20 protein-coding genes and 2 pseudogenes are annotated in these 18,304 nt (G+C 60.1%); 4 read left to right on the forward strand and 18 right to left on the reverse strand.

The genetic code is table 11. From position 1 onward, the window contains the following. The 3 genes and pseudogenes from FW800_RS26150 to FW800_RS26160 all read right to left on the reverse strand — a co-directional run. Positions 1 to 306 (reverse strand): annotated as a pseudogene (locus FW800_RS26150) (arabinose ABC transporter substrate-binding protein); the annotation flags it as partial. 32 nt (positions 307 to 338) lie between these two features. Next, positions 339 to 1,160, reverse strand: a complete 822-nt coding sequence (locus FW800_RS26155; RefSeq protein WP_446438793.1) for an SDR family oxidoreductase — start codon at positions 1,158 to 1,160, stop codon at positions 339 to 341. Between the two features lie 148 nt (positions 1,161 to 1,308). Further along, a complete protein-coding gene (locus tag FW800_RS26160) occupies positions 1,309 to 1,788 on the reverse strand; it encodes a GNAT family N-acetyltransferase (protein ID WP_057704631.1) in 480 nt (159 codons plus the stop codon). Positions 1,789 to 1,977: 189 nt separating this feature from the next. On the opposite strand from FW800_RS26160, the gene FW800_RS26165 reads away from it, so the two are divergent. From FW800_RS26165 to FW800_RS26180, 4 genes and pseudogenes are all read left to right on the forward strand, one after another. Next, positions 1,978 to 3,174: an MFS transporter gene (locus FW800_RS26165; protein WP_446438794.1), complete on the forward strand. Its 1,197-nt coding sequence runs from the start codon at positions 1,978 to 1,980 to the stop codon at positions 3,172 to 3,174. 85 nt (positions 3,175 to 3,259) lie between these two features. After that, positions 3,260 to 3,598 (forward strand): hypothetical protein, encoded by a 339-nt coding sequence (locus tag FW800_RS26170; protein ID WP_005790501.1) that lies wholly within the window; start codon positions 3,260 to 3,262, stop codon positions 3,596 to 3,598. A 51-nt stretch (positions 3,599 to 3,649) separates the two neighbouring features. Continuing rightward, positions 3,650 to 3,916 (forward strand): hypothetical protein, encoded by a 267-nt coding sequence (locus FW800_RS26175; protein ID WP_005790502.1) that lies wholly within the window; start codon positions 3,650 to 3,652, stop codon positions 3,914 to 3,916. A gap of 31 nt (positions 3,917 to 3,947) precedes the next feature. Continuing rightward, positions 3,948 to 4,127 (forward strand): annotated as a pseudogene (locus FW800_RS26180) (termination factor Rho); the annotation flags it as partial. Between the two features lie 104 nt (positions 4,128 to 4,231). On the opposite strand, the gene FW800_RS26185 reads toward FW800_RS26180, so the two are convergent. The 15 genes from FW800_RS26185 to acpP all read right to left on the reverse strand — a co-directional run bounded on the left by FW800_RS26185 (position 4,232) and on the right by acpP (position 18,122). Beyond that, entirely contained in the window at positions 4,232 to 5,161 is a 930-nt protein-coding gene (locus FW800_RS26185; RefSeq protein WP_446438795.1) for a PfkB family carbohydrate kinase, read from the reverse strand. Continuing rightward, positions 5,154 to 6,620 carry a purine-cytosine permease family protein gene (locus FW800_RS26190; RefSeq protein ID WP_446438796.1) on the reverse strand — a complete coding sequence of 489 codons (1,467 nt, stop codon included), beginning with the start codon at positions 6,618 to 6,620 and terminating at the stop codon, positions 5,154 to 5,156. Before FW800_RS26190 ends, FW800_RS26185 begins: the two co-directional genes overlap by 8 nt. 188 nt (positions 6,621 to 6,808) lie before the next feature. After that, positions 6,809 to 7,810 (reverse strand): ADP-ribosylglycohydrolase family protein, encoded by a 1,002-nt coding sequence (locus FW800_RS26195; RefSeq protein WP_446438797.1) that lies wholly within the window; start codon positions 7,808 to 7,810, stop codon positions 6,809 to 6,811. Further along, entirely contained in the window at positions 7,807 to 8,520 is a 714-nt protein-coding gene (locus FW800_RS26200; RefSeq protein ID WP_078822091.1) for a GntR family transcriptional regulator, read from the reverse strand. Before FW800_RS26200 ends, FW800_RS26195 begins: the two co-directional genes overlap by 4 nt. A gap of 70 nt (positions 8,521 to 8,590) precedes the next feature. Then, the gene (locus tag FW800_RS26205; protein ID WP_032879868.1) at positions 8,591 to 9,151 is read right to left on the reverse strand and encodes a DUF1285 domain-containing protein; all 561 of its coding nucleotides are present in this window, start codon (positions 9,149 to 9,151) and stop codon (positions 8,591 to 8,593) included. A 17-nt stretch (positions 9,152 to 9,168) separates the two neighbouring features. After that, a complete protein-coding gene (locus FW800_RS26210) occupies positions 9,169 to 9,774 on the reverse strand; it encodes a DUF4823 domain-containing protein (protein ID WP_005790515.1) in 606 nt (201 codons plus the stop codon). Positions 9,775 to 9,873: 99 nt separating this feature from the next. Then, positions 9,874 to 10,842, reverse strand: coding sequence for a GTP 3',8-cyclase MoaA (locus tag FW800_RS26215; RefSeq protein ID WP_005790516.1), 969 nt, complete (start codon positions 10,840 to 10,842; stop codon positions 9,874 to 9,876). Positions 10,843 to 10,981: 139 nt separating this feature from the next. Further along, positions 10,982 to 11,647 (reverse strand): TetR/AcrR family transcriptional regulator, encoded by a 666-nt coding sequence (locus tag FW800_RS26220; RefSeq protein ID WP_446438798.1) that lies wholly within the window; start codon positions 11,645 to 11,647, stop codon positions 10,982 to 10,984. 444 nt (positions 11,648 to 12,091) lie between these two features. Further along, positions 12,092 to 12,877, reverse strand: coding sequence for a TatD family hydrolase (locus FW800_RS26225; RefSeq protein WP_446438799.1), 786 nt, complete (start codon positions 12,875 to 12,877; stop codon positions 12,092 to 12,094). A 63-nt stretch (positions 12,878 to 12,940) separates the two neighbouring features. Further along, positions 12,941 to 13,930, reverse strand: coding sequence for a DNA polymerase III subunit delta' (locus FW800_RS26230; RefSeq protein WP_032879865.1), 990 nt, complete (start codon positions 13,928 to 13,930; stop codon positions 12,941 to 12,943). Then, positions 13,923 to 14,555 (reverse strand): dTMP kinase, encoded by a 633-nt coding sequence (gene tmk, locus FW800_RS26235; protein WP_032879864.1) that lies wholly within the window; start codon positions 14,553 to 14,555, stop codon positions 13,923 to 13,925. The genes FW800_RS26230 and tmk overlap by 8 nt, the downstream gene beginning before the upstream one ends. Before the next feature lie 19 nt (positions 14,556 to 14,574). After that, positions 14,575 to 15,696 (reverse strand): endolytic transglycosylase MltG, encoded by a 1,122-nt coding sequence (mltG, locus tag FW800_RS26240; protein ID WP_032879863.1) that lies wholly within the window; start codon positions 15,694 to 15,696, stop codon positions 14,575 to 14,577. A 1-nt stretch (position 15,697) separates the two neighbouring features. Then, the gene (gene pabC / locus FW800_RS26245; protein ID WP_446438800.1) at positions 15,698 to 16,513 is read right to left on the reverse strand and encodes an aminodeoxychorismate lyase; all 816 of its coding nucleotides are present in this window, start codon (positions 16,511 to 16,513) and stop codon (positions 15,698 to 15,700) included. Next, positions 16,513 to 17,757 (reverse strand): beta-ketoacyl-ACP synthase II, encoded by a 1,245-nt coding sequence (gene fabF / locus FW800_RS26250; RefSeq protein ID WP_005790527.1) that lies wholly within the window; start codon positions 17,755 to 17,757, stop codon positions 16,513 to 16,515. Before fabF ends, pabC begins: the two co-directional genes overlap by 1 nt. A 128-nt stretch (positions 17,758 to 17,885) precedes the next feature. Continuing rightward, on the reverse strand, positions 17,886 to 18,122 hold the full coding sequence (gene acpP / locus FW800_RS26255) for an acyl carrier protein (RefSeq protein ID WP_003175607.1): 237 nt from the start codon (positions 18,120 to 18,122) through the stop codon (positions 17,886 to 17,888). Between the last annotated feature and the right edge of the window lie 182 nt (positions 18,123 to 18,304).

Genomic DNA, 18,304 nt, shown 5'->3' on the forward strand with positions numbered 1-18,304 from the left:
ATTGACCTTGGCCTTGGCGACGATGGCCGGGCCCAGGGACACGTCCGGTGGGCAGATCACAAAGCCCTTGGCACCGTTGGCGGCGAGGCTGTCGATGGCCGAGAGGGTTTTCTCGCCGTCGGGCACGGCGATCTTGATCACGGTGAAGCCATGCTCCTTGCCGGCTTTTTCGGCGAAGGCCCATTCAGTCTGGAACCACGGCTCTTCGGCCTGCTTGACCAGAAAACCGATCTTCACTTCTTCGGCCGATACAAAGCCGCTGAACACCATCGCCAGCGCCACAGCGCCAAGAGTCTTCTTGAACATGAACCACCTCTTTCTTGTTATTGGAAAACGATTTAGTCGTGGTACATCACCGAACGCCCGCCATCGATCATCAGGCACGTGGCGTTGATAAAGGGTGCCTCGTCGGTCGCCAGGAACAGCGCGGTCATCGCCACCTCAATGGGTTGGCCGATGCGCTTGGGCGGGTGCAAGTCAAACGCGCGCTGGCGTTCGGCGCGGGGGTCGGGGAAGCCGTTCCAGTAGTCGACGTTAAGCTGGGTTTCGATATAGCCCGGGGCGATAGCGTTTACGCGGATACCCTTGGGCGCGTATTCGATGCCCAAGGCGCGGGTGAGGCCGAGCAGGCCATGCTTGGCGACAGGATAAGGAAAGCAGCCGGGGATGATGTGGCTGGAATGGGTGGAGGCAATATTGATGATGTTGCCGATGCCCTGCTCGATCATGTGCGGCAGCACCGCACGGCAACCGTACCAGGCGCCATCAAGGTCGATGGCGAAACAGCGGCGCCAATCCTCGTCGGTCATTTCCAGCGGGTCGCGAAACACATTGACCCCGGCGCAGTTGACCAGTACGTCCACCCGACCAAAGCGCTCGATGGCGAGATTGACCAGCGCCTGCCATTGCTCTTTGGAGGTGATATCTACAGATTGTGCGCAAATCTCGGCACCACGTTCGCGCCAACAGGCGGCTACTTTCTCGACTTTTTCACCCTGGATGTCCGCAATCACCAGTCGCGCCTGCTGGGCCTGGAAGCAAGCCACGATCGCCTCGCCAATGCCTTGCGCAGCGCCGGTGATGATCACCACCTTGTTCTTCAGCCGCTCGCCGTAAATCGGCTCGGGCACGGCGGGTAGGGACAACGGTTGTGCCTGCATCGCTTCACCTTTTTATTTTTGGTAGTGAGTGCTGATGCAGGCGACTATAAACCCAGACCTTGAAATATCTCAATATATAAATTTGCATCCCATATTGTGAGCGAAAGCAAAAAAAAACCGGCCATTGATAGCCGGTTTGGAATGTCGGTCAGCCTTGGGCAAAATCCCTCAGTGCATCGCCTTCCATGCGATAGCGCACCCACTCCTCCTGAGGCTGGGCACCGATGGATTTGTAGAAGGCAATCGCTGGTTCATTCCAGTCCAGCACGCTCCACTCGAAACGCCCACAGCCGTTATCGCAGGCGATCTTCGCCAGGTGGCGCAACAGCTTCTTGCCCGCTCCGCCGCCGCGTTGTTCCGGGTTGATATACAAGTCTTCCAGGTACAGGCAGTTGCTGCCCAGCCAGGTGGAGTAGCTGAAAAAGAACACGGCAAAACCAATCGGCAAACCGTCGCGCAGGCAGATCAGGCCATGGGCGGTAGCGCCCTCGCTGAACAGGCTGCGCTCGATATCCACCACGCTGGCGATCACTTCGTGCCGGGCTTTCTCATATTCGGCAAGCTCGGTGATGAAACTCAGGATCTGCGCAGCATCGCTGGGTACGGCGGGGCGAATCTCGATGGTCATGGGCGCGCCTTGGGCAATTTCAAAGCCCACATACTAAGGCGGTTTGATGACCGATTGCAGCGCAATTTCATGCCGCCCGAAGTGTTTTTACTCCGCCCCAGAGTAATGCCAGCACCAGTAATCACAGAACAATCCCCATGAGCGCCCATGGTAAACAAGCGGCATAATTCCAACATTCAGGTCCTGCTCATGCCCACCACGTCTGCAGTTGGCGCGAAGACATTCGCGCTGTTCTGCCTCGCCAGTTTCTTATTGTCGCTGTCCTACGGCTCGACCTTTTTGCTGTCGCTGCTGATTCATTCACGCGGCGGCAACGAGCACGACGCCGGCAGTATCATTGCCACGGCAATGCTCAGCACTTTTGTGGCGGTGGTCGTTTCCGGGCACCTGGCGGATGCGCTGGGCGCAGCGCGAGCGATTGCGGGCACGGGTGTAATGCTGGTGGTGGCCTGCCTCGGGTTTGCCCTGTCCCCCGGGTTTGGCCAGGGCCTGATGCTGTTCGGGTTATCCCTGGGCTTGGGCTGGGGCGTGTTCTATACCCTGGGGCCGATCATCGTGACCCTACTGGTGCAACCCCAGCAGCGCGCCAAGTATTTTGCCCTGCTGTCCGGCAGCATGTTGAGCGGGATCGGTTCCGGCCCGTTGCTGGGGCGCGCCGCCACCGCGCTGGGCTTGCCCCTGACGACAGCGTTCTACATTGCCGGGTTGTCCAGCCTTGCCGGGGTTGTGATGTTCTGGCGCATGGGCGCGCAGTTCAAACAGCATGCAAACGTGCCGGCGTCGAAGATTACCTGGACAGCAAGCCGCCGCGTGCTGACGTCCAAGGCAGCGTTCGCCATCTTGATGGTCGGCCTGGGTGGCTGCGTGTTTGGTGGGTTGTCGTCATTCCAGACCAGCTATGCGCTGGCCCATCAGCTGGATTATTCGCTGTTCTTCGCAGGTTTCCTGACTGCTGCGATCACCAGCCGGCTGCTGATCGCCGGCTTTGTGGTCAAGCGTGATGCCTATCAGGCTGCGTGCGTATTGTCCGGCGTCATGTTTGGCGCGGTTGCGCTATTCGCGTTCGGGGTGCGCGGTAACTTCAGCTATCTGGTGGCTGCCGCCACGCTGGGGGTCGGGTATGGCCTGACGTACTCGGTGATCAATGGGCTGGTGGCCAATGAAGCACCCAGCGGCACCATGCCCCAGGCGTTATTGCTGTTCAGCCTGGCGTACTTTATCGGCGTCTTCGGGTTTCCATGGCTCGCGGGCAAAATGATTGTCGAATTCGGCCTGTCGACGATGCTGTTGAGCGTACTGGTCATCGCCGCACTGAACTGGTCGATCACCGTGGCGCGCCTGATCGTGCGGCGAGTATCGATACATAAAGTGATACAGGTGAACTGATACCGTTCGTCGCCATCAAGGCACGAACAGCAAAGGGTGGCTGACCAATAAAGGGTAAGGACATTAATCATATGGAGACACCCTCATGAAAAATTCCAAATTTGCTGCCCTCGCCCTCACCGGCCTCCTGTCCGCTGCGTCCCTGAGCGCCTTTGCGGCGACTTCGTCGACCGGCCCCACCGACCCGACGCCCGACGCGACGACTGAATCGCAGAAATCCATGGGCACTGGCCTGGATACCAACGGCGGCGCGATCATCGACAACACCAACGGCGCCGACCCTCACACCCAGGGCCATGATACCCAGCGCCAGGCCCCGGCTGCGGTCGGTAACGGCAAAATGGGCCCCTCGGTCAATGAGCCGAAGATCAATAAAGGCGACGACTCGAATCTGCCAGGTGCACCAAAACAACCAGCGCCTTGATACATCCCTGGCAACACCGACACCCGATCATTTCCCAGTGAAGAGGTACGCATGAACGTCGATAGAAACCTTGAAAAAGAAGTCCTCACCCGCCTGCTGCACGCTCATCCCCAGGGCTTGGGCAAGGAGGTACTGGACAACTACCGCGGTGAGAAAGAAGTCGCCAGTGTCTTGGCGTTTCTGCAAGACCGCGGGCTGATCAAGGATGGGCATGTGACCACCGACGACGCCGGTGAATACTCGTTGAACCTGCCGATCAAGCTCACCGCCTCGGGTGTGGATGAGGCCCGCAAGCTCGACGGTGCAGGCCCTCGGTAAGTCATTTCTGGTCTGGCCCTGCGACCGGGGCCAGAAGGAGTCGCCCAAGCGCGCGGCGACCAACCGTGAGGGGTACCTGCGAAGCAGTAGGGCTTCATTAGGTAAGCAATCCAAGGAAAGTTTGTTGAAAGAAGCACGGGCCAAGGATATTCGTGTCCGCTCTACCATGAGTAAGGATGAGTTGATCCAGGCGCTGAAAAAAGCAGGTTAAACATCGATCCGAAATGTGGGAGGGGGCTTGCTCCCGATGGTGGCATGTCAGTTTGCTTATCTTTAACTGACACGACTGCATCGGGAGCAAGCCCCCTCCCACATTTAGGTTGGTGTGTATTCGTTGGCTAGTGCATCGACTTCGGCTGCGCCTGGGCAAGTAGCCGGCCCCCAACGCGTCACCGCCAACGCCGCCGCAGCATTCGCTCGACGCGCCGCCTCGACAGGTTTCAAGCCCTGCGCCAAGCCGGCAATAAACACCCCTGCGTGCGCATCCCCCGCACCGTTGCTGTCGACCGCTTGCACCTTGAAACCGGGTACATGTTCAATTTCAGTTGTGCGCCCTACCCAGCAACCATTGGGCCCATCACGTACGACCAGCAAGGTTTGCGCAGGCAGATGTCGACTCAACGCAGGCAACGCCGCGGCGATCTCAAGGGCACCGGTAAACGCCAGAGCTTCCGGGCCATTGCTGGTCCAGATATCGATACGTGGCAACAACGCACGCATCAAGACTGAATCCGGCGCCTTGACCAGCGGTCCAGGATCGAACACCACTACGATCTCTCGCGGCAGCGCCAGCAGCCAGTCGATCAACGGCTGCGCCTTGCCCTCAAGGAGCAGGCTGTAGCCACTGACGTACACGTAGTCATCGGCGAGCGGGACGATCCTGGCCAAATCTTCGGCACTCAATTCGCCTTCGGCGCCGATATGGGAAATGAACGTACGCTCAGTGGTGGCCTCGGTCAGGGACACACACAAACCAGTGTCCTTCTCGTTGCTCGCAGTCAATGCCATTTCAATCTTTTCAGCCTGCATCGCGGCGCGAGCCAAGTCACCAAACCGGCCATTGCCGTGGCGCCCAAGGTAGACCACCGACATCCCATTGCGCCGCGCCGCCGCCATGACGTTGAAGCCACCGCCCGCTTCGAAACTGGCAGATTTGGCCAGTACGTCACCGCCAGTTGCCGGCAGGGTGTCGAGGGCCATGACCAAGTCGACAATGACCTGGCCGGTATGCAGCAATCTAGGCATGGGTACCCTCTACCAAAGCCGGGCGACGATCAGACGCGCCGCCCAGTACCGCATAAAGGCCGCCTGCGACCAGGAAGGTGACGACCCAGCCCAGGCCGTTGTGGCCCAACCAGGAGTCGGACAGCGGCCCGGCGAACCAGATATTTTGCGCGGTGGTGCCGATGGTGGTGAAGCAGAACCCCAGCACGATAGCCACGGCCCAGGCGCCGAAGGCACGCCACTCCACACCGCCGCGATACCAGTAAGCGCTGCTCGGACTGACATCCAGCAAGTCCTTGGGGCTGTAGTAATGCCGGTGTATCAGGTCGACCACGAAGATCCCGACCCACGCCGTAATCGGCACCGCCAGCAACGAAATGAAGGTGATGAACGGGCCATAGAAGCTGTCGGCGATCAGCATGAAATAGATGGAACCGGCGAAGATCGCCACGATATCGACAATCACCGCGTGCACGCGCTTGACCTTCAGACCCAGGGTCAGGGTGGTAAGGCCGGCCGAATACACCGACAGATTGTTCGACAGCAACAGCCCGCCGAATGCGGTGATCAGGTAAGGCACCGCCATCCAGGTGGGCAGCATGTCGCGGATCGCGATGATGGGGTCGGTGGCCGACGCCAGGTCGTCGTTACCCACCGACAGCAGGCCACCAAGGGTAATCAGCAACACCAGCGGGATGCCCGCGCCAAAGGCGGCGCTGGCCACCAGGCGCACAGCCTTGACGCTGCGGTGCTGGTAGCGCGACATATCGGCACCGGCGTTGGCCCACCCAATGCCGGTGCCGGCGGCCATGGTGCCGATGCCGATGATCATCGCGCTCAACGGCGCAGGTGTGGCATTGAACACCGCGCTCCAGTCGATAGTGGCACACAGAAAGCCGCCCACCAGGATATTCAAACCGCCAAATACATAGGTGGCCCACTTCTGGATCACCAGCAGCGTGGCGTGGCCGAGGCCGGACACCGCCAGGGTCAGCAGTACAAAGATGGCGATGAAGATCAACGTGAGTACGGGGGCGCTTTTCGCCTCTACCGCCGAACCGAACAGGATCGAACACAAGGACAGCAACACAAAGGCGGCCGTGGTGGTGTTGACGGTTTCCCAACCCAGGCGCGACATCAGCGAGACCACCGTCGGGCCGATATTGCCGCGTACGCCAAAGATAGCGCGGGATAACGTCAGGCTGGGCGCGCGACCACGACGGCCGGCGATGGAGATGATGCCCACTACCGCGAAGGAACCCGCTGCGCCAAGGATTGCGACGATGATCGCCTGCCAGATGGCCAGGCCCCGAAACGCGACCAACGTCGCACCGAGCGGCAAGCCGAGGATGCTGATATTGGCGGCAAACCATACCCAGAACAGTTGCAGCGGATGGCCGTTGCACTCGCCTTCCGGGACCGGCTCGATACCGCGTGTTTCCAACTGCCCGGCGCTTTGGCCACTAGAGGTGCTGCTCATGAAGGGGTGCTCCTGGTGCCTGTATTGTTGTGGTTGTGGCAGCGAGTCGAATCTTTATGCAGTCTTCCTGACTCAACGCTTTTTAATGTGGGAGCTGGCTTGCCTGCGATTGGGGTGTGTCAACCAGCCCAGCAGCCACTGGAAAACCGCTGTCGCAGGCAAGCCAGCTCCCACATTTAGTTCCGTGTTTATCGCAAGGCCAATAACGCTTGGACCAGCGGCTGCAAGTCCAGGCCATTGACCTGCTTGACCTGCTCGATCAACGCCTCTGGCCAGCACTGCATCCCCAGGCACGCGCCGAGCATTGCCCCCAGGATCGCGGCGATCGTGTCGGTGTCGCCCCCCAGGCTGGCGGCCAGGCACAGTGCTTCGAAGGCATTCATATCGCCGGACGCGACTTGCTGCGCCAGGGCGAACGACACCACCACCGACTCCTGCGAGGCAACAGACGTCCCGATCAATTCGTAGAGCAAATCGGCAAACAGGGCCTTGTCATCGCTGCCGACACTCAGGGTGCGGGCCCAGCTGATGCGGGTGGAAATGCGTCCACCGGCCACCCAGTGGCCATGGCTTTCAGCCTGCTGGGCAATCTGAATGCCGATGTTCAAGGCTTCGCCGAGGTCCACGCCATTGATACCGGCGGAGACCACCGCCGCCACGGCCGCGGCACTGGAGATACCCAGGCTGGTGTTATGGGTGACCTGGCAAGCCTGGATCACCGCCTGGATAAACGAGGCTGTCTCGCTGACATCGGCGGCGATGCCCACCGGGGTGATGCGCATGGCCGCACCATTGGTGGTGCCGTAGCGTCCGGACTCTTGCGGCGTATGGCCAGCCAGGATCATATCGATCGCCCGTTTGGTCGACGGCCCGAGCAGGTCCTGGGAACCCTTGGCGCGCATTCCCGCTTCCCAGTCGATCAGGCGCTGCGCAAGCACGGCAGGTTCGATCTGGCCTTGGCCTTGCACCAGCAACTCAGCGACCAGGATGGCCTGCTCGGTGTCATCGGTAATGGAACCGGCGGGCATGTTCGGTGCAATGGGCTGGTCGGCGTCGGCGTCTTCCAGGGCGGTGATGGCTCCGAAGCGCGCTTTCACCTGTTCGCGGCTCAAGGATTGTGTGGGCATACCCAGGGCGTCGCCCAGGGCCAAGCCGTAGAAGGCACCGAGTGCGCGGTCTTCCCGGGTCATTTGGCAGCTCCAAACTGCAGATGCAGGCGAAAGTGCAGCGGGTCGAGCAAACTTTCGACATGCTCCATGAAGCGTTCGCGACGGTCGTAGGTGGTGCGCGAAGCTTTGAGAAATACCGTACCGGCAGCGCGCCCGAGCAATTGAGCATCTTCATCGCTCAGGGGCTCGGCGCCGATCCACTGGTCACCTTCGGCGCCCACATAACCGTAGGCCGCCAGGGTGATGGTCAGGGAATCATCGATCAGGCCAATGCGGGGCAGGCTTTCCAGGCCGCCCACTGCTGGCATCAACGAACGCTCCAGAGACACCGCAACGCCATCGGCCGTGTTCCGGCGGCGATCCAGGGCAATAAATTGATCGGTGCCGAAACGGCTGAACAGGTCCGGGCGCGTCACCGCTTCGAAACGCAGCACGTCGGTGCTCACCTGAGCCCCCGTGTCTGCCAGGGCCTGGGCCCAACCGCTGCGTTGGTCGAGGACCATGCCATCAAAGGTGACGATGGAGCCGACGCCACTCTGGGTGGCGATATAGTTACGGCGCTTGAGCTCGGCCAGCGCTTCGCGCAGCGTGCCACGGCTGACCGCAAACTCCTCGGCCAACTGGTGCTCACCTGGCAATAGCAAACCGTCGGCCATGACCCCACCTTCGATACGGCGGATGAGCTCGTCGACGACGCGTTTTTTCTTATCAAATCGAACATGTCTAATCATGTACAAATTGATAACCGAAAGCGGGCATTTACAGCAAGGAAATTATTTCAGGGTGAAGGCAGAATCAGCCTCAGGGTTCCAGGCCGATGGGGAAAAACTCCCCTGCACTCCATACGCCAAGCCAGTTCTGACCGTTGATCGGACGAGTCACCGCCAGCTCCACCAATTGGTAGAACACGTTGCGATGCACGAGGGCTTCAAGGTTGGTGCGAACTCGCACGTAGGGTGCAGGTTCCTGGGTGACAGGGTCCGTCACCACCCGCAAGGGGTGTTCGAGGCCGGCCTCGACCTGCTCGTCGACGTTGGTGGTAAAGCGCAATACCTGGCTTTCGCCCTGCCCTTGCACGTCCAGGGTTACCGCCACAAATGGCGCATCATCGACGCTGATGCCGACTTTCTCTACCGGCGTCACCAGGAAATAATCATCGCCGTCTCGGCGCAGGATATTGGAAAACAGCTTGACCATCGGCTTTCGCCCGATGGGCGTGCCCTGGTAAAACCAGGTGCCGTCGCGGGCAATGCGCATGTCGATGTTGCCGCAAAAATCCGGATTCCACAGATGCACCGGTGCCGGCCCCTTGCCCTTGGGCAGTTGGGCCAATAGGTCATTGGCCTTGGCGGAATCGGTCATGGGGGTTCTCCTCAGGTCTACTGATTGCTCATGCCCAGCAAGCCTCGGGCGTATTGCGCCAGGGGGCGGGCAATCAGATCTTGTGGCGATGTGTCGTGGAACGTCAGTAAACCGCCACGACTGCGAATACGTGCAGTATCAATCAAATACTGGGTGCTGGTCTCGATCAACATGACCTGGATCACACCGCTGTCCAGCCCCAGGCGGTCCAGAGCTTGCTGGTCGGTCCACTCATCGGCATTGCCGATACGGTCATCGGCTGCCGCAAAACGGCAATACAGCAGGTAGTGAGCCCCCGCCTCGCGGGCTTCGGCCATGGCCTGCTCGAGACCTTCGGGTTGGCGGGCACGACGGACCATGGGGAAATATTCGACGAAACCGTTGAACGCTTCCTCGGCGACCACGTTGGGTCGCGGGTACGCGCTGCCCGGCGGCACGAAGGCGCCTTGGGCGATAAATACAAAGGAATCCGGCTGTATGCGCACCGAGGCCGTACGCCGGGTGTCGCTATGGTCCAGCAGCCCGGCATCGCTCATCTGATAGCGAGTGCCTTCGGCCATATCGCTGACGGTCATACAACCACTCAGGGCCAACGCCGCCAGCAGTAAAACCAGACTACGCATCCTAATCCTCCAGAAGCCGGTGACGGAAAACCGGCGAATGGGCGTGAGATGCAGGTTCTGCGCCAGCTTGAAGGACAACACATTGAGGCATGCGCGACCTTAGCCGCCAATGATCTTCATGATCGTCGCGCCGCCCGAAAACGCCACTTCCTGCTTGTCGCCCAGCGCCTTCATCAACAAGCCCTGCAAGGCCGGCAATGCCTGATGGCGCGGTTGATCAAGCAAGTCACCGACGTAGTGGCGATTGCTTGAGGACAAGCAACCATGCAGCCAGCCCGTGGAGGACAACCGCAACCGCGAACACGTACGACAGAACGGTACACTTTCGTTGGCGATCACGCCGAAGAAGCCTTTGCCCGGTACTTCGTAGCGTACGGCGGTAGCGTCAACGGGCGCGTTGGCTTGCAGGTATTCGTGGCGCTCACCGATCAGGCTGAGCAATTGCTGCAAGCTGACAAATTGCTGGAGGAACGCGTTGGAGTCTTTCGCCAGGTGCCCCATGCGCATCAATTCGATAAAGCGCAACTCGTACCCACGCTCCAGGCAGTAATCAAGCAGAGGCATCACCTGATCCAGGTTCTGGCCACGCAATGGCACCATGTTGACCTTGATCTTGATGCCGGCCGCGCTGGCCTGGTCCATACCATCGAGCACGGTGGCCAGGTCGCCGCCACGGGCGATGCTGCGAAAGGCATCGGCATCCAGGGTATCGAGGGAGACATTGATACGCCGAATGCCGGCATCCACCAGCAACGGCAGTTTGCGCGCCAGCAATTGGCCGTTGGTCGTGAGGCTGATGTCGCTGAGGCCCATCTGCCCTACCGCGTCCATGAACGCTTCCAGCTTGGGACTCACCAGTGGTTCGCCGCCAGTGATGCGCAAGCGTTCGATGCCCGCCGCTTCAATCAGGTAAGCCACGCCCCGGGCCATGGCCGCGGCCGAGAGTTCGTCCTGGGCAGCCACCAGCCGCTTGCCGTCAGGCACGCAGTAGGTACACGCGTAATTGCAGGCTGAGGTCAGGCTGATCCGCAAATTGCGAAAACGCCTGCCTTGACGATCAACGATCATGGATCACTCCGGCAGAAGATAATTCGGGCGCACTAAAAACTGACTCATAAATCAGCTTTTAGCAAGGTCCTTGCCTGAGTATATTCCTGGGTTAATACCCCTGGCAGTAAATCATTGCCCCATCACTGCAGCGAATAACTTACGTAGCCGAGGTCTCATCACCTTTTTCAGGGCCAGGCAGTTCAGTGCTGTGCTTGCGCTTGTTGCCCATGCGCACGCCGATGTCCATCAGGAACTGGAAGAAACCTTCCTGGTCCTCCAGCACATTGCTCCAGAACGGCGAGTGATACAGCGCCACGGCGCCATGCACCAGGGCCCAGGCGGCGCAGTAGTGGAAATACGGCGGCACGTCTTCAAGCTTGCCTTCACTGATGCGCCCCTTGATCAGCAGGGTCAGGCGTTCGAAGTTCGAGGCGCGGATCTTGTGCAGCTCCTCGACCATTTCCGGCACCTGGTGCCCCTTGACCACCTTCTCTTCCAGGCGGTCGAACAGGCGGTAGCGCTGCGGGTCACGCATACGGAACTCGAAGTAAGCGCGAGACAGCGCTTCCTTGTCCTTGTCGACATCGGCCGAGTGCAGCAGCTCGTTCAAGTCGCGCTCGTAGTCGAGCATCAGACGCAAGTAGATCTCGGCCTTGGATTTGAAGTGCTTGTAGATGGTGCCCTTGCCGATACCCACGGCATCCGCAATCATCTCTACCGTGACGCTGTCTTCGCCCTGTTCGAGGAATAACTTGAGTGCGGTGTCGAGAATTTCCTGCTCACGGCGGCGAAACTCACGGACCTTACGGGGTTCTTTGTGCATGAGGAAGAAGTCTGCAAAGGTCGGAATAGGGAGGGTTGCGCAGGGCCACAGATACGTGGCGATACGATTTACCCGATGCGAGGGATTATCCCGACTGAACGGTCGTTGGGCAATGTCTATGTGAACCCGCGATGCACTTAACTTTCAATACGCCAACGTTTTTATCGATATCAGTCAGAAATAGACGCACCACCTGAAGCTGCCCACCTGCTCAATGAGAACTCAAGCTAAGCGGGCGTATTCCAAATCTGTTTAAAAAACGATCAGATCTGACTGGACTGAATCGGATACTGATCAATACTTCAACTGTCGCCGCGACATCTCCCCCAAGTGACGCGACGACCTGGGTACCGACGGACTGCGTGCCCTTGTTTTACTCCTAATGGTCTTAGCCCGGATTCACCCCCCAGAACCCGGGTTTTTTTTGCCTGCGATTCAGCCGTACTATCCGGCTACATGGGCCAACGGAAACAGGCGTTTGAAGTTTTCGGTGGTCTGCTCGGCGAAGCGCTCGTACGACTCGCCGCGCAGCATCGCCAAGTAATCGGCCACGTCACGCACATATTCAGGCAGGTTTGGCTTGCCGCGATGGGGAATAGGTGCCAGGTACGGCGAGTCGGTTTCCACCAGCAGGCGATCGGCTGGCACTTGGCGAGCCACGTCGCGCAGCGCATCGGCGTTGCGAAAGGTGACGATACCCGACAGGGAAATATAGAACCCCAGGTCCAGAGCAGCCTTGGCCATGTCCCAGTCTTCGGTAAAACAATGCAACACACCGGCCTGCGGCAGCGCGGCTTCGCGCAGCAAGGTCAAGGTATCGGTGCGGGCACCCCGGGTGTGGACGATCACCGGCTTGCCGGTCTGCTGGGCGGCTTGCAAGTGCAGGCGGAAAGAGGCCTGCTGCAACTCGGCGGCTTCAGGCTCGTAGTGGTAGTCCAGGCCGGTTTCGCCAATGGCCACCACCCGTGGATGGTTGAGTTCGCCCAATAGCCAATCCAGAGCCGGGGCTTCGCCGGGTTTGAGGTCCAGCGGGTGGATGCCCACCGAGCAATCCACATCGGCGTAGCGATCAGCCAGGGCTTTGACGTCGCCGGCGTTTTCAGCGCTGACGCCGATGCACAGAAAGTGCCCTACCCCACGCTGGCGTGCAGCTTCAAGGGCGGCGTCGAGGGAACCGCCGTGCTGGGCAAGGTCAAGGCGATCAAGATGGCAATGGGAATCTACGAGCATAGGAAGTCAGGGCTTAATTCACGAAAAGGGTCTGGCCAACCATACACCTGTCGGCCCCGGAAATTAACGGCGCCCGAGCAGGCCAACCCACTGCACCAGCAGCGCCTCAAGCAACAGCACGCGGTTGAGGTTGGCCTTGCCGAGTACCTTCTGGCGCTGAGCAAGAATCCAGTCCTGGATGTTCAGCACTTTGTCCTGGGCACTTTTCTGCGCGAGGTATTGCACCACCTTGCGCATATCCGCCAGGCCAAGGCCGTTTTCATCCTGGGTCAGTTGGTAGCGCAGGATCAGGCTGGACCAGTCGCAGAACCAGTCGAACAACAGCAGCAGGGGAATATCCTTCCAGGCGCTTTCGGCCAGTTGCGTGGCGGACAGCTCCTGCTTGAGCAGCTTCTTCACACCCTCCACAACCAGTGCGCGTTGCTCACGCACGCCCTGGGCTTGCAGCTTCACGGCTGCCAGGGGTGAACCGGCCGCCAGGGTCAACAACTCGACCCGTTCCTGCTCGGTGCACTCCGGCAACGCCTGCGCCAGCCATTGCAGGCTCATGGCCTCGCTCGGCAACGGGCACGCCTGCTGTACGCAGCGGCTGCGAATCGTCGGCAACAAACGGCTGGACTGATGGCTCACCAGCAACAGCACGGTGTCGCCGGACGGTTCTTCAAGGCTTTTGAGCAAGGCGTTGGCGGCGTTGATGTTCATCGCCTCGACTGGCTCGATCAGCACCACTTTGCGCCCGCCCATCTGCGCGGTCTGCACTACGAAGCTGACGAGGTCGCGTACCTGGTCGACCTTGATCGCCTTGTCGGCTTCCTCGGGCTCCAGCACATAGTTGTCCGGGTGACTGCCGGCCTTGAGCAGCAGGCAGGATTTGCACTCGCCACACGCCTGCAGATTGACCGGGCGCTGGCACAACAGGCTAGCCATCAAGCGCTCGGCGAGGTGACGTTTACCGATGCCCACGGGGCCATGCAGCAAATAGGCATGGGCGTGCTGGGCACGACCGGCCAGTTGCTGCCACAGGCTGTCCTGCCACGGGTAGGACTCAGCCACGAGTGCGCTCCAGCAGAGTCGGCAACAGCGCATCGATGGCCTGTTGCACCTGGTTCAACGGCTGCGCCGCATCGAGCAGGTGATAACGCGCCGGCTCAGCCTTGGCGCGCTGCAGGAAAGCGCTGCGCACCGCGTCGAAAAATACCGGGCCTTCCAGTTCGAAACGATCCAGGCGACCGCGAGCGCTGGCGCGGGCCATACCCACTTCCACGGGCAGATCGAACAGCAGGGTCAAATCCGGACGCACATCGCCCTGTACGAAGGTTTCAAGGGTGGCGATACGCTCTACTGACAAGCCTCGGCCACCGCCCTGGTAGGCGTAGGTGGAATCCGTGAACCGATCACAAATCACCACGGCGCCGCGTGCCAGCGCGGGGCGAATCACTTCGGCCAGGTGTTGGGCTCGGGCGGCAAATACCAGCAGCAGCTCGGTGTCCGGGTTCATTGGCTCATCACCCGGGGCCAACAGCACTTCGCGTATACGCTCGGCCAGCGGCGTACCGCCCGGCTCGCGGGTCAGCACCACTTCGACGCCCTGCGCACGCAGGCGCTCGGCCAGGTAGTCGCGGTTCGTGCTTTTACCGGCACCTTCCGGGCCTTCCAGGGTAATAAACAAGCCAGTCACAGGCAGTCCTTAGTCAGAGTCATTGCGGGCTTTGCGGCGCGGTACTGTCCGGCGCGGGCTCAATCGGTGCCTCGGCAGGTGCGGTTGCATCTTCCAGCGGTTTCACCACCGGCGCCGGGCTGGAGCGGTAATCGCCACGCCGCTTGAGCTGGAACTCGCGCACGGCGGCATTATGGGCATCCAGGTTATCCGAGAAAATATGGCTACCGTCGCCACGGGCGACAAAATACAGGCTGCTGCCCGGCACCGGGTTCAGCGCTGCATGGATCGCCTCGCGACCGACCATCGCAATAGGCGTGGGCGGCAGGCCGGCGATCATATAGGTGTTGTAGGGGTTGGCTTCCTTGAGGTGGGCGCGGGTCAACTTGCCGTTGTAGCGCTCACCCAGGCCGTAAATCACGGTGGGATCAGTCTGCAGCATCATGCCGATCTTCATGCGGCGCACGAACACACCGGCAATCTGCCCACGCTCTTGCGGCACGCCGGTCTCCTTTTCCACCAGGGACGCCATGATCAGTGCCTGATAAGGGTCGGTGTACGGCGCATCGTCGGCACGCTTGCTCCACTCCTGGGCGAGCACATCGTCCAGGCGGTTGTAGGCTTTTTTCAGGAATTCGACATCGGTCATGCCGCGTACAAAACGGTAGGTGTCAGGGAAGAAACGCCCTTCCGGAAACTCACCCGCATGGCCGAGCTTGTCCATCACTTCGCTGTCAGTCAGGCCAGGAAGGGTCTGCACGATTTTTTCATGCTTGGCCAGGGCGGTGCGCACCTGGCGGAAATTCCAGCCCTCCACCAGGGTCAGGCTGTATTGCACCACCTCGCCGCGCTGCCACAGGCCGATCAAGCCTTCGGCAGTGAGGCCGGGTGTCATGCGGTATTCGCCGCTGTGCAGTGGCTGGCCTTCAAGGTTGAAGCGCCAGTACAGGCGTAACCAGAATGCATCGTCGAGTACACCGTCGGCTTCCAGACGATTGAAAGTACCCGTTGGGGTAGCGCCAGCCGGCACGTCGAGCAACTGCTCCTGGGGCAGCTTCAGGGGCTGCTTGAGGGCAGAGTCGAGTTTCCAGGCCGAAAAGCCCACGAGCAACGCTGCCGAGACCAGGCTGATCTGCAGCAGTAACACCAGTTTTCGTATCAACTCAAATATCCAATAGCGCGCGAACAATACCCTGCAGTTTACGGGTGAGCGGCCCAACCGGCCAGCTCATCGCAGCGCATCCACGCACCGGCCAAATGCCATATACGCTGTTGCAGACAAAGACTTCATCGGCCTGCTGCAACTGCTCAATATTGATGTCGGCCACGACCACCGGGACGCCCAGCGCTTGTGCCTGGGCCAGCAGTTCGGCGCGCATCACCCCAGCCACGCCGCAACGGGTCAGATCAGCGGTTAGTAACAAGCCGTTGCGCACCAGGAACAGGTTGCTGAACACGCCTTCGATCACCCGTCCGGACATATCCAGCATCAAGCCTTCGGCATGTTCGGTATCTTGCCATTCGGCACGGGCGATCACTTGCTCCAGGCGGTTGAGGTGCTTGAGACCGGCCAGCAGCGGCTGCTCAGCCAAGCGCGTGGTACAGGGGAACAGGCGGATGCCTTCGATTGCATGGGCGGGCGGGTAAACAGCGGGCGCACTGCCCTGCAAGATACGACGCACCGGGGCGCCAGGGTTGATGCCATAACCGCGCAGGCTGTCGCCACGGGTGAGGATCAACTTGAGGACACCGTCACTCAGCGCGGCGGCGAAGCCAAGCACTTCGTTGCGAATCAACCCGTGATCGGCCACCAGTGCCAAGCGCCTGCAACCCTCTTCCAGGCGTTGCAGGTGACGGTCGAGCAGCAACGGCTGCCCGGCCTTGACGGCGATGGTCTCGAATATCCCATCGCCATACGCCAGGCCACGATCTTTCAGGGGCACGCTGCCCGCCGGCTGACCGTCGACCCAGCTGTGCATCACTCGGCAAACCGGCGGAACACCAGGGAGCCGTTGGTGCCACCAAACCCGAACGAGTTGGAGATCACCACGTCGATCGGCATCGGTTGCGCTTCGTGCGGCACGAAGTTCAGATCGCAGCCTTCGTCCGGCTCATCAAGGTTGATGGTCGGCGGAGCGACCTGATCCTTGATCGCCATTACACTGAAGATCGCCTCGACCGCGCCCGCCGCACCCAACAGGTGGCCGGTCATGGACTTGGTGGAGCTGACGGCCAGCTTGTAGGCATGTTCACCGAACACCGACTTGATGGCTTCGGCTTCCGCCAGGTCGCCGGTCGGCGTCGAAGTACCATGGGCGTTGATGTACTGCACCTGGTCAGGATTGACCTTCGCATCGCGCAGTGCATTGGTGATGCAGCGCGCAGCACCGGCACCGTCGGACGGTGGCGACGTCATGTGATAGGCATCGCCGCTCATGCCAAAGCCGATCAACTCGGCGTAGATGGTGGCGCCACGCGCCTTGGCGTGCTCCAACTCTTCCAGCACCAGGGCACCGGCGCCGTCAGACAGCACGAAGCCATCACGGCCCTTGTCCCACGGACGGCTGGCTCGGGTGGGTTCGTCATTGCGGGTCGACAACGCACGGGATGCACCGAAGCCACCCATGCCCAGGCCGCAGGCGGCCATTTCAGCGCCACCGGCGATCATCACATCCGCTTCGTCATAAGCGATGTTGCGCGCCGCCATGCCGATGCAGTGAGTGCCCGTGGTGCACGCCGTTGCGATGGCGTAGTTAGGCCCTTGTGCACCCAGATGGATGGACAGGAAGCCGGAAATCATATTGATGATCGAGCCCGGCACGAAGAACGGTGAAATTCGACGCGGGCCGGAATCGTGCAGCGTGCGGCTGGTTTCTTCGATATTGGTCAAACCGCCAATCCCCGAACCCATGGCCACGCCGATGCGGTCACGGTTGGCGTCGGTGACTTCCAGGCCGGCGTTGCGCACCGCCTGAAAACCGGCTGCCAAGCCGTATTGAATGAACAGGTCGAGCTTGCGGGATTCTTTGATCGAGAGATATTCCTCGACATTGAAGCCCTTTACCGAGCCGCCAAAACGGGTGGAATAGGCAGAAAGGTCCGTGTGTTCGATCAGACCAATACCACTGCGGCCAGCCAGAATGCCCTGCCAACTGCTCGGCACATCCGTACCCAGTGGCGACAACATACCCATACCGGTGACTACGACGCGTCTACGCGACACAGCACTCTCCTTTTTCTAATGACGACACTTCGATTCGCAGCTTACTTTTCATCACCGCCTAAAGAAAAAACCGCACGCCGTTACAGCAGTGCGGTTTTTCCCTGACAGCAAGCGACGACTACAAACTATTACGCCTGGTGGCTGGTAACGTAGTCGATGGCAGCTTGAACAGTAGTGATTTTTTCAGCTTCTTCGTCCGGGATTTCGGTCTCGAATTCCTCTTCCAGAGCCATCACCAGCTCAACGGTGTCAAGGGAATCGGCACCCAAGTCTTCTACGAAGGAAGCAGTGTTGACCACTTCTTCTTCCTTAACGCCCAGTTGCTCGGCAACGATTTTCTTGACGCGCTCTTCGATGGTGCTCATACCTTGTTTAACTCCTAATGGACAAATTCAGGCAGCTGGCCAGTGGGTAAGTGTATAGAAAGCCATTTCAGCTTTTCAACTGAAAGCTTCACCCTGTACCCGGTCGGCCACCTGCCTATAAATTAAGTTGCAGCTTTATAACGGATTTTAGACAGCTCGTATGACATTTTTTTGAAGCGATC

It is taken from the genome of Pseudomonas sp. 910_23 (assembly GCF_052850795.1).

What these genes read in the sequence shown, in the direction of transcription:
- FW800_RS26155 (WP_446438793.1), bottom strand. Translation starts at nt 1,160, where the DNA reads ATGCAGGCACAACCGTTGTCCCTACCCGCCGTGCCCGAGCCGATTTAC.
- FW800_RS26160 (WP_057704631.1), bottom strand. Translation starts at nt 1,788, where the DNA reads ATGACCATCGAGATTCGCCCCGCCGTACCCAGCGATGCTGCGCAGATC.
- FW800_RS26165 (WP_446438794.1), top strand. Translation starts at nt 1,978, where the DNA reads ATGCCCACCACGTCTGCAGTTGGCGCGAAGACATTCGCGCTGTTCTGC.
- FW800_RS26170 (WP_005790501.1), top strand. Translation starts at nt 3,260, where the DNA reads ATGAAAAATTCCAAATTTGCTGCCCTCGCCCTCACCGGCCTCCTGTCC.
- FW800_RS26175 (WP_005790502.1), top strand. Translation starts at nt 3,650, where the DNA reads ATGAACGTCGATAGAAACCTTGAAAAAGAAGTCCTCACCCGCCTGCTG.
- FW800_RS26185 (WP_446438795.1), bottom strand. Translation starts at nt 5,161, where the DNA reads ATGCCTAGATTGCTGCATACCGGCCAGGTCATTGTCGACTTGGTCATG.
- FW800_RS26190 (WP_446438796.1), bottom strand. Translation starts at nt 6,620, where the DNA reads ATGAGCAGCACCTCTAGTGGCCAAAGCGCCGGGCAGTTGGAAACACGC.
- FW800_RS26195 (WP_446438797.1), bottom strand. Translation starts at nt 7,810, where the DNA reads ATGACCCGGGAAGACCGCGCACTCGGTGCCTTCTACGGCTTGGCCCTG.
- FW800_RS26200 (WP_078822091.1), bottom strand. Translation starts at nt 8,520, where the DNA reads ATGATTAGACATGTTCGATTTGATAAGAAAAAACGCGTCGTCGACGAG.
- FW800_RS26205 (WP_032879868.1), bottom strand. Translation starts at nt 9,151, where the DNA reads ATGACCGATTCCGCCAAGGCCAATGACCTATTGGCCCAACTGCCCAAG.
- FW800_RS26210 (WP_005790515.1), bottom strand. Translation starts at nt 9,774, where the DNA reads ATGCGTAGTCTGGTTTTACTGCTGGCGGCGTTGGCCCTGAGTGGTTGT.
- FW800_RS26215 (WP_005790516.1), bottom strand. Translation starts at nt 10,842, where the DNA reads ATGATCGTTGATCGTCAAGGCAGGCGTTTTCGCAATTTGCGGATCAGC.
- FW800_RS26220 (WP_446438798.1), bottom strand. Translation starts at nt 11,647, where the DNA reads ATGCACAAAGAACCCCGTAAGGTCCGTGAGTTTCGCCGCCGTGAGCAG.
- FW800_RS26225 (WP_446438799.1), bottom strand. Translation starts at nt 12,877, where the DNA reads ATGCTCGTAGATTCCCATTGCCATCTTGATCGCCTTGACCTTGCCCAG.
- pabC (WP_446438800.1), bottom strand. Translation starts at nt 16,513, where the DNA reads ATGCACAGCTGGGTCGACGGTCAGCCGGCGGGCAGCGTGCCCCTGAAA.
- acpP (WP_003175607.1), bottom strand. Translation starts at nt 18,122, where the DNA reads ATGAGCACCATCGAAGAGCGCGTCAAGAAAATCGTTGCCGAGCAACTG.